Below are 8,347 nucleotides of genomic sequence, written 5' to 3'. Positions count from 1 at the left end.
CCTCGATTATTCTGTCAATAGCCTGAGAGCGAATAAGCTTCTTTTAGGACTGATGCCAGTTATATTTCTCTTTTATTGACTGCATGCTAAAAGTAATACGCCTTCGCACTTGGACAAATCGTCCGCGCCTGGTCCCCATTCCTGTTCCTGACCGCGACCGTGACGCTGTGGAGTATCCCACCGTTTAAAGCCCTGTTCGCTCCGAACGGCGCGCTGTATGACATGGTAGTCAATATCTCCGTGCCGTTCCTCGACAAGATGGTTGCCCGTATGCCGCCGGTGGTACACGACGCCACGCCGTACGCGGCGGTGTTCAAGTTCGACTGGTTCTCGGCCACCGGTACCGCCATTCTGTTTGCCGCCCTCCTTTCCGTGGTGTGGCTGCGCATGAAGCCTGTTGCCGCGGTGCAGACCTTTGCCGCGACCCTTAAAGAGCTGATGCTGCCGATCTACTCCATCGGCATGGTGCTGGCGTTCGCTTTTATCTCGAACTACTCCGGCCTGTCGTCAACGCTGGCCCTGGCGCTGGCCCATACCGGTTCAGCCTTCACCTTCTTCTCGCCGTTCCTCGGCTGGCTGGGGGTGTTCCTGACCGGGTCAGATACCTCATCGAACGCCCTGTTCGCGGCCCTGCAGGCGACAGCCGCGCAGCAGATTGGCGTGTCGGATGTTCTGCTGGTGGCGGCCAACACCACCGGCGGCGTCACCGGGAAGATGATCTCGCCACAGTCCATCGCCATTGCCTGTGCGGCGGTAGGCCTGGTGGGGAAAGAGTCCGACCTGTTCCGCTTTACCGTTAAACACAGCCTGATATTTACCTGCATGGTCGGGGTCATCACCACCCTGCAGGCCTATGTCTTAACCTGGATGATCCCATGATAGTGATGCCCAGACGCCTGTCCGACGAGATTGCTACTCGCGTGCGGGCGCTGATTGAAGAGATGCAGCTGGAAGCGGGCATGAAGTTGCCCGCCGAACGCCAGCTTGCCGCCCGGCTTGGCGTATCGCGTAACTCGCTGCGCGAAGCCCTGGCGACCCTGGTCAGCGAAGGGGTGCTGGTGAGCCGACGTGGCGGCGGCACCTTTGTGCGCTGGCAGGACGATGACTGGTCCGGGCAGAACATTGTTCAGCCATTGAAAACTCTGATGGAGAACGACCCGGACTACAGCTTTGACATCCTCGAAGCCCGTCACGCCATAGAAACCAGCACCGCCTGGCATGCGGCGATGCGGGCAACCGAAGCGGATAAAGAGAAGCTCAAAGCCTGCTTCGAGGCCACCCAAAGCAGCGATCCGGATATCGCCTCGCAGGCGGACGTCCGGTTTCATCTGGCCATTGCCGAGGCCTCACACAACGTCGTGTTGCTCCAGACCATGCGCGGCTTCTTTGACCTGCTGCAATCGTCCGTAAAGCAGAGTCGCCAGCGCATGTATCTGGTGCCGCCGGTTTTTGCCCGGCTGACCGAGCAGCACGAAGCGGTCCTCAACGCCATTCTGGCAGGTGATGCCGAAGCCGCACGCGCCGCGATGATGGCGCATCTGGGCTTTGTCCATACCACCATTAAACAATTTGATGAAGATCAGGCCCGGCAGGCGCGTATTACCCGCCTACCGGGCGATACCGTTATTTCCAGGGAGAAGAACTGATGATCATTTCCGCAGCCAGTGACTATCGCGCCGCCGCCCAGCGCATCCTGCCACCGTTCCTGTTTCACTATATCGATGGAGGGGCCTATTCCGAGTACACCCTGCGTCGCAACGTGGAAGACCTGTCGGAAGTGGCCCTGCGCCAGCGCGTGCTGAAGAATATGTCCGACCTGAGTCTTGAGACGAAGCTGTTCAATGAAACGCTCTCCATGCCGGTCGCCCTCGCCCCGGTCGGGCTGTGTGGCATGTACGCCCGCCGGGGTGAAGTGCAGGCCGCCGCCGCCGCGGATGCGAAAGGCATTCCGTTTACGCTTTCAACCGTTTCCGTCTGCCCGATTGAAGAGGTGGCTCCCACCATTAAGCGCCCGATGTGGTTCCAGCTTTACGTCCTGCGCGACCGCGGCTTTATGCGCAATGCGCTGGAGCGGGCGAAGGCGGCAGGCTGTTCCACGCTGGTCTTTACCGTGGATATGCCGACCCCCGGCGCACGCTATCGCGACGCTCACTCCGGAATGAGCGGCGCCAATGCCGCGATGCGCCGCTACTGGCAGGCGGTAACGCATCCGCAATGGGCGTGGGATGTGGGGCTCAACGGCCGCCCACACGATCTGGGGAATATCTCTACCTATCTGGGTAAACCGACAGGACTGGAAGATTACATTGGCTGGCTGGCGAATAACTTCGATCCGTCCATCTCGTGGAAAGACCTGGAGTGGATCCGCGAGTTCTGGGATGGCCCGATGGTGATCAAAGGGATCCTCGATCCGGAAGATGCCCGCGATGCGGTCCGTTTCGGCGCTGACGGGATTGTGGTGTCGAACCACGGCGGCCGCCAGCTCGACGGCGTGCTCTCCTCGGCCCGCGCCCTGCCCGCCATTGCCGATGCGGTTAAGGGCGATATCGCGATTCTGGCGGACTCCGGGATCCGCAACGGCCTGGACGTGGTGCGTATGATTGCCCTCGGCGCCGACACCGTCCTGCTGGGCCGCGCCTATCTGTACGCGCTGGCGACCCACGGCCAGGCAGGCGTTGCCAATCTGCTCAACCTGATCGAGAAGGAGATGAAGGTGGCGATGACGCTGACCGGGGCGAAAACCATCCCGGAAATCAGCAAGGAGATGCTGGTGCAGGAGTTGAGTAAACTCCCTGCCGGGCTGGCGCCGCTGGCGCAGGGGAACGCGGCTTAGATGAGTGCGGTCTGATCCCCTCACCCTGACCCTCTCCCCAAAGGGGAGAGGGGATGATATTCTGCCCGCGCTATTTAAGGGGGCAGCATGCTTAACATCGTTCTATTCGAACCAGAAATTCCACCTAATACCGGCAACATCATCCGCCTGTGCGCCAATACCGGGTTCCGTCTGCATATTATCGAGCCGATGGGCTTTACGTGGGACGACAAGCGCCTGCGCCGCGCCGGGCTGGATTACCACGAATTCACCGCCGTGGTGCGCCATCAGGATCTGGCCGCATTTATGGACGTGGAGAAGCCGGAGCGGATCTTTGCCCTGACAACGAAAGGCACGCCTGCCCACAGCGCCGTGAGCTATCAGAAAGGGGATTATCTGCTGTTTGGCCCGGAAACGCGCGGCCTGCCGGCCACCATTCTTGATGCCCTGCCTGCTGAACAAAAAATTCGTATTCCGATGACGCCGGACAGCCGCAGTATGAACCTGTCGAACGCGGTGTCGGTGGTGGTGTATGAGGCCTGGCGCCAGCTGGGATACCCTGGCGCGATATTACGTAGCTGATTTCTTGCCGGGTGGCGCTTCGCTTACCCGGCCTACAGGTTAAATCCCGTCGCCATACTCAAAGGTATGGTGGCCGTTGAAGAACTGATCCATATCCATCGCCGGTTTATCGCTGTCCGGCCTGCCGACGATACGTGCCGGGACGCCTGCGGCGGTGGTATGCGGCGGGACAGGTTGCAGCACCACCGAACCGGCGCCAATCTTCGCGCCGCGCCCGACTTCGATATTGCCGAGGATCTTCGCGCCTGCGCCAATCATCACCCCTTCACGGATTTTCGGGTGACGGTCGCCGCTGGTTTTCCCGGTCCCGCCCAGGGTAACGGACTGCAGGATCGAGACGTCGTTTTCAATCACCGCCGTTTCACCCACCACGATACCCGTTGCGTGGTCGAGCATGATGCCGCGGCCAATCTTCGCCGCCGGGTGAATATCCACCTGGAAGCTCACCGAGACCTGATTCTGCAGGAAGATGGCCAGCGCGCGGCGACCTTCGTTCCACAGCCAGTGGCCGATACGGTAGGACTGCAGGGCGTGGAAACCTTTCAGATAGAGTAATGGCGTGGAGTATTTGTCCACCGCCGGGTCGCGGTTGCGTACCGCCTGAATATCGCAGGCGGCGGAGGCGATCATCTCCGGGTCAGCCGCGTAGGCCTCTTCCACCACTTCACGGATGGCGATTGCCGGCATGATCGGTGAAGCCAGTTTATTGGCGAGCATATAGCTCAGGGCGCTGCCGAGATTTTCGTGCTTGAGTAGCGTCGCGTGGTAGAAGCTGGCCAGCATGGGCTCACAGTCAGCCAGAGCCCGGGCTTCGGCTTTAATATTGTTCCAGACGATATCCAGTTCTTCACACGGCATTGCTTACTCCAGACGTAATAATAATGACCGGCCAGTTCTTTGCCGGCCGGGTCATTCAGGGGACAACGCTTTCCTGCGGTTAACGGCTGCTACGCTCGTCCTTGCGTGCACGACCTAATAAGGTCAATGCTGCCTCGCGCGCATTTTTTCCGCAATACAATACCTGATAAATTTCCTCGGTTATTGGCATTTCGACACCAAAGCGGTGTGCCAACTCGCGGACTTCTTTGGTATTGCGGTAGCCTTCCACCACCTGGCCGATCTTCTCCTGCGCGCCAATCACATCCATGCCCTGGCCGAGCATCATGCCAAAACGACGGTTACGGGACTGGTTGTCGGTACAGGTCAGCACCAGATCGCCTAACCCTGCCATCCCCATAAAGGTGGCCGGATCGGCACCGAGCGCCGCGCCAAGACGGGACATTTCAGTTAAACCACGGGTGATCAGAGCGGTACGTGCGTTGGCGCCAAAGCCGATGCCGTCGGACATGCCCGCGCCGATAGCGATAACGTTCTTCACCGCGCCGCCCAGCTGTACGCCGATAAAATCGGGGTTGCTGTAAACGCGAAAGCTCTTACCGCAGTGCAGCAGCTGCTGCAGATCGTCAGCGAAGGTCTCATCGGTCGAGGCAAGTGAAATGGCCGTCGGCAGCCCTGCCGCCAGCTCTTTCGCAAAGGTCGGGCCGGAGATCACCGCCAGCGGAATGGCATCGCCCAGCGCTTCGCGGGCGACATCCTGTAACAGGCGTCCGGTTTCAGCCTCCAGCCCTTTAGTCGCCCATACCACACGCGCATCGTCACGCATCAGCGGTTTAATCTGTCGCAGCACCTGGCCAAACACGTGGCTTGGCACCACGATCAGAATATTGCGGCTGGCGGCAAGCGCCGTCGCAAGATCGCTTTCAAGATGCAGTGAGTCAGGGAAAGGCACATCGGGGAGGAACGCGACGTTGCAGCGATCGGCTTGTAACGTCGCGATATGTTTGGGATCGTGGCCCCAGAGAACCACTTCGTGTCCATTTCTTGCCAGGGTGATGGCAAGAGCGGTGCCGTAAGAGCCGGCACCGATCACAGTCATTGACGCATTGACAATACTCATCAGGCATCCTGATGTTGTTCAGTACCTTCGCCAGCTTGCTGCTGCAGATAGTTCATGAACAGCGCATCGAAGTTCACTGGCGCAAGGTTCAGTTGCGGGAACGTACCACGGGAAACCAGGCTGGTGATGCATTCGCGGGCATACGGGAACAGAATGTTCGGGCAGTATGCGCCCAGGCAATGCGCCATCTGATTACCTTCGATGCCGCCGATAGAGAAGATGCCGCCCTGCTGTACTTCACACAGGAATGCAGTCTCTTCGCCCAGAGAGGCGGTTACGGTAACACGCAGCACGACTTCATACACATCTTCCGCCAGCTGGGTGGAAGCGGTATCCAGATCAAGTTTAACCTCTGGCTGCCAGTCTTTCTGGAAAACGTGCGGCGCATTAGGTGCTTCGTAGGAGACATCTTTGGTGTAGATGCGCTGGATCTGGAAAGTCATCTCGGTATTATTTTGTTCTGACATGGAAAAGCCCTTTTTAATTGTCCTAAAACGCCTTAGCGCAGCAGCGGATCGAGTCCACCACGCGCGTCAAGCGCATACAAGTCATCACAGCCACCAATGTGCTGCGCATCGATAAAAATCTGCGGAACCGTCGTACGGCCACTACGTTTAATCATCTCTTCACGCTTTGCAGCGTCGCCATCAATCGGCAGTTCCTGGAAGGTAACGCCTTTGCTGTCCAGCAGCGCTTTTGCACGATGGCAGAACGGACAGGTCGCTTTGGTGTAGATCTCGATATTGGCCATGTTCAGACTCCTGTTTACTTACCGCGAACCAGAGGCAGATTTTCGCCGCTCCAGCCAGAGATACCGTCCTTCAGGACAGTGACTTTCTCAAAGCCAGCTTTGACGAGCGTGTTTGCGGGCTCCTGAGCCTGCATACCGGTGCCGTCAACGACAATAATCGGTTTATCTTTATGCTTTTCCAGTTCGCCAAGGTTATTAGCTTTGATGTCGGTCGGCAGCAGGTTAATCGCCCCTGCAATATGGCCTTTGCGGAAATCATCGCGCTGACGCAGATCGACAACCACTGCATCTTCTTTGTTGATAAGACGCGTTGCTTCGCCGCGGTTGATCACCTTCACTTTCGAGGTGAGGCCTTTGAACGTGGTGAAAAGTACTGCCGCCAGTAGACCAATCCACGCGATACAAAGTATGGGGTGGCGGCTGACAAATTGCATAATTTCTTGCATGGGGGGTAACGACTCCCGACTGAGTGAATAAAAAACCAGGACAGGAGTATACCTGTGCGTTGTGGCAAATACAGCCAGCGACAATAAGCTAATCCATTTTCTGCGTACTGCCACGAAAAAAAAGAGCAAAAATGGCCTAACCTTAGCCCTGCCCCCGCGGTTTCTTTGATCTTCTGCGGCTATTTGATCGATTCAGCTGTAGTAAAATTACGCAAATTTTTTGTCTTTTGAGCAAAGAGGTTGTCGCAATGTCGGTTTCTAAAAAACCTATGGTACTGGTGATTCTTGACGGCTATGGCTATCGCGAAGATCAGCAGGATAACGCCATTTTCAACGCTAAAACCCCGGTCATGGATGCGCTGTGGGCAAAACGTCCGCACACCCTGATTGATGCTTCCGGCCTCGAAGTGGGTCTGCCCGATCGCCAGATGGGCAACTCCGAAGTTGGACACGTCAACCTGGGCGCAGGCCGCATTGTTTATCAGGACCTGACCCGTCTGGATGTTGAAATTAAAGAACGCACCTTCTTTGCTAACCCGGTGCTGACTGGCGCGGTTGAGAAAGCGGCGGCCGCGGGTAAAGCGGTGCATATTATGGGTCTGCTCTCCGCGGGCGGCGTTCACAGCCATGAAGATCACATCATGGCGATGGTGGAGCTGGCAGCAGAGAAAGGAGCAGACAAAATCTATCTGCACGCCTTCCTGGATGGCCGCGATACCCCACCACGCAGCGCTGAATCCTCCCTGAAAGCCTTTGAAGAGAAGTTTGCCGCGCTGGGCAAAGGCCGCGTAGCCTCTATCATTGGCCGCTACTACGCCATGGACCGCGACAACCGTTGGGATCGCGTAGAGCAGGCCTACAATCTGCTGGTTGAAGCCAAAGGCGAGTTCCAGGCAGATACCGCCGTTGCCGCACTGGCAGCCGCATATGCCCGCGATGAAAACGACGAATTCGTGAAAGCGACCGTGATCCGTGCTGAAGGCCAGGCTGATGCCGCAATGGAAGATGGCGATGCGCTGATTTTCATGAACTTCCGTGCTGACCGCGCCCGCGAAATCACTCGCGCCTTTGTGAATGCCGATTTCGACGGCTTCGCCCGTAAAAAAGAGGTTAAGCTCGGCGATTTCGTGATGCTGACCGAATATGCCGCCGACATTAAAGCGCCATGCGCTTATCCGCCCTCTTCCCTGGCGAACACCTTCGGCGAGTGGATGGCGAAGCACGACAAGACCCAGCTGCGCATCTCCGAGACCGAGAAATATGCTCACGTTACCTTCTTCTTTAACGGCGGCGTAGAAGAGTCCTTCAAAGGCGAAGATCGCATCCTGATCAACTCCCCGAAAGTGGCGACCTACGATCTGCAGCCAGAGATGAGCTCCGCCGAGCTGACCGAGAAGCTGGTTGCTGCTATCGAAAGCGGCAAATACGACGCCATCATCTGTAACTACCCGAACGGCGACATGGTGGGCCATACCGGCGTAATGGAAGCGGCAATCAAAGCCATTGAAGCGCTGGATCTGTGCATTGAACAGGTTACCAAAGCGGTGGAAGCCGCAGGCGGCCAGATGCTGATCACCGCTGACCACGGTAACGCCGAGCAGATGCGCGATCCGGCCACCGGCCAGGCGCATACCGCGCATACTAACCTGCCGGTACCACTGATTTATGTCGGTGATAAATCCGTGAAATCCGTTGATGGCGGTAAGCTTTCGGACATCGCCCCGACCATGCTGACCCTGATGGGCATGGAAATCCCGCAAGAGATGACTGGCAAGCCGCTGTTCATCGTGGAATAATCC

General features: G+C 57.6%; 9 protein-coding genes and 1 pseudogene. 5 read left to right on the top strand and 5 right to left on the bottom strand.

Annotated elements, in window-relative coordinates; genetic code table 11:
- Positions 1-111: 111 nt before the first annotated feature.
- The 4 genes and pseudogenes from WFM46_RS13985 to trmL all read left to right on the top strand — a co-directional run.
- Positions 112-879, top strand: a pseudogene (locus WFM46_RS13985) (lactate permease LctP family transporter); the annotation flags it as partial.
- Entirely contained in the window at positions 876-1,646 is a 771-nt protein-coding gene (lldR, locus tag WFM46_RS13980; protein WP_114316219.1) for a transcriptional regulator LldR, read from the top strand. The pseudogene WFM46_RS13985 and the gene lldR, both read left to right, overlap by 4 nt.
- Positions 1,646-2,833, top strand: a complete 1,188-nt coding sequence (lldD, locus tag WFM46_RS13975) for an FMN-dependent L-lactate dehydrogenase LldD (RefSeq protein ID WP_103177742.1) — start codon at positions 1,646-1,648, stop codon at positions 2,831-2,833. Before lldR ends, lldD begins: the two co-directional genes overlap by 1 nt.
- A gap of 87 nt (positions 2,834-2,920) precedes the next feature.
- Positions 2,921-3,394: a tRNA (uridine(34)/cytosine(34)/5-carboxymethylaminomethyluridine(34)-2'-O)-methyltransferase TrmL gene (trmL, locus tag WFM46_RS13970; protein ID WP_336997832.1), complete on the top strand. Its 474-nt coding sequence runs from the start codon at positions 2,921-2,923 to the stop codon at positions 3,392-3,394.
- Between the two features lie 39 nt (positions 3,395-3,433).
- Here the strand turns inward: trmL and cysE are convergent, their stop codons facing one another.
- The 5 genes from cysE to WFM46_RS13945 form a co-directional block, all read right to left on the bottom strand.
- The gene (gene cysE / locus WFM46_RS13965; RefSeq protein WP_032615750.1) at positions 3,434-4,252 is read right to left on the bottom strand and encodes a serine O-acetyltransferase; all 819 of its coding nucleotides are present in this window, start codon (positions 4,250-4,252) and stop codon (positions 3,434-3,436) included.
- 79 nt (positions 4,253-4,331) lie between these two features.
- The gene (gene gpsA / locus WFM46_RS13960; RefSeq protein ID WP_336997831.1) at positions 4,332-5,351 is read right to left on the bottom strand and encodes an NAD(P)H-dependent glycerol-3-phosphate dehydrogenase; all 1,020 of its coding nucleotides are present in this window, start codon (positions 5,349-5,351) and stop codon (positions 4,332-4,334) included.
- Positions 5,351-5,818 carry a protein-export chaperone SecB gene (secB, locus tag WFM46_RS13955; protein ID WP_032615746.1) on the bottom strand — a complete coding sequence of 156 codons (468 nt, stop codon included), beginning with the start codon at positions 5,816-5,818 and terminating at the stop codon, positions 5,351-5,353. The genes gpsA and secB overlap by 1 nt, the downstream gene beginning before the upstream one ends.
- 32 nt (positions 5,819-5,850) lie before the next feature.
- The gene (gene grxC / locus WFM46_RS13950) at positions 5,851-6,102 is read right to left on the bottom strand and encodes a glutaredoxin 3 (protein WP_103177738.1); all 252 of its coding nucleotides are present in this window, start codon (positions 6,100-6,102) and stop codon (positions 5,851-5,853) included.
- Positions 6,103-6,116: 14 nt separating this feature from the next.
- Positions 6,117-6,548 carry a rhodanese-like domain-containing protein gene (locus WFM46_RS13945; RefSeq protein ID WP_103177737.1) on the bottom strand — a complete coding sequence of 144 codons (432 nt, stop codon included), beginning with the start codon at positions 6,546-6,548 and terminating at the stop codon, positions 6,117-6,119.
- Between the two features lie 248 nt (positions 6,549-6,796).
- Here WFM46_RS13945 and gpmM point away from each other — a divergent pair, with 248 nt between their 5' ends.
- The gene (gene gpmM / locus WFM46_RS13940) at positions 6,797-8,344 is read left to right on the top strand and encodes a 2,3-bisphosphoglycerate-independent phosphoglycerate mutase (RefSeq protein ID WP_156653693.1); all 1,548 of its coding nucleotides are present in this window, start codon (positions 6,797-6,799) and stop codon (positions 8,342-8,344) included.
- The last annotated feature ends 3 nt before the right edge of the window (positions 8,345-8,347 follow it).

The organism is Leclercia sp. M50, assembly GCF_037150775.1.
Taxonomy (GTDB): Bacteria; Pseudomonadota; Gammaproteobacteria; order Enterobacterales; family Enterobacteriaceae; genus Enterobacter.
This window is presented reverse-complemented; position numbering and strand designations above follow the sequence as displayed.

Coding starts and splice junctions, on each gene's coding strand:
- lldD (WP_103177742.1), top strand. CDS start 1,646: ATGATCATTTCCGCAGCCAGTGACTATCGCGCCGCCGCCCAGCGCATC.
- cysE (WP_032615750.1), bottom strand. CDS start 4,252: ATGCCGTGTGAAGAACTGGATATCGTCTGGAACAATATTAAAGCCGAA.
- secB (WP_032615746.1), bottom strand. CDS start 5,818: ATGTCAGAACAAAATAATACCGAGATGACTTTCCAGATCCAGCGCATC.
- trmL (WP_336997832.1), top strand. CDS start 2,921: ATGCTTAACATCGTTCTATTCGAACCAGAAATTCCACCTAATACCGGC.
- WFM46_RS13945 (WP_103177737.1), bottom strand. CDS start 6,548: ATGCAAGAAATTATGCAATTTGTCAGCCGCCACCCCATACTTTGTATC.
- gpmM (WP_156653693.1), top strand. CDS start 6,797: ATGTCGGTTTCTAAAAAACCTATGGTACTGGTGATTCTTGACGGCTAT.
- lldR (WP_114316219.1), top strand. CDS start 876: ATGATAGTGATGCCCAGACGCCTGTCCGACGAGATTGCTACTCGCGTG.
- grxC (WP_103177738.1), bottom strand. CDS start 6,102: ATGGCCAATATCGAGATCTACACCAAAGCGACCTGTCCGTTCTGCCAT.
- gpsA (WP_336997831.1), bottom strand. CDS start 5,351: ATGAGTATTGTCAATGCGTCAATGACTGTGATCGGTGCCGGCTCTTAC.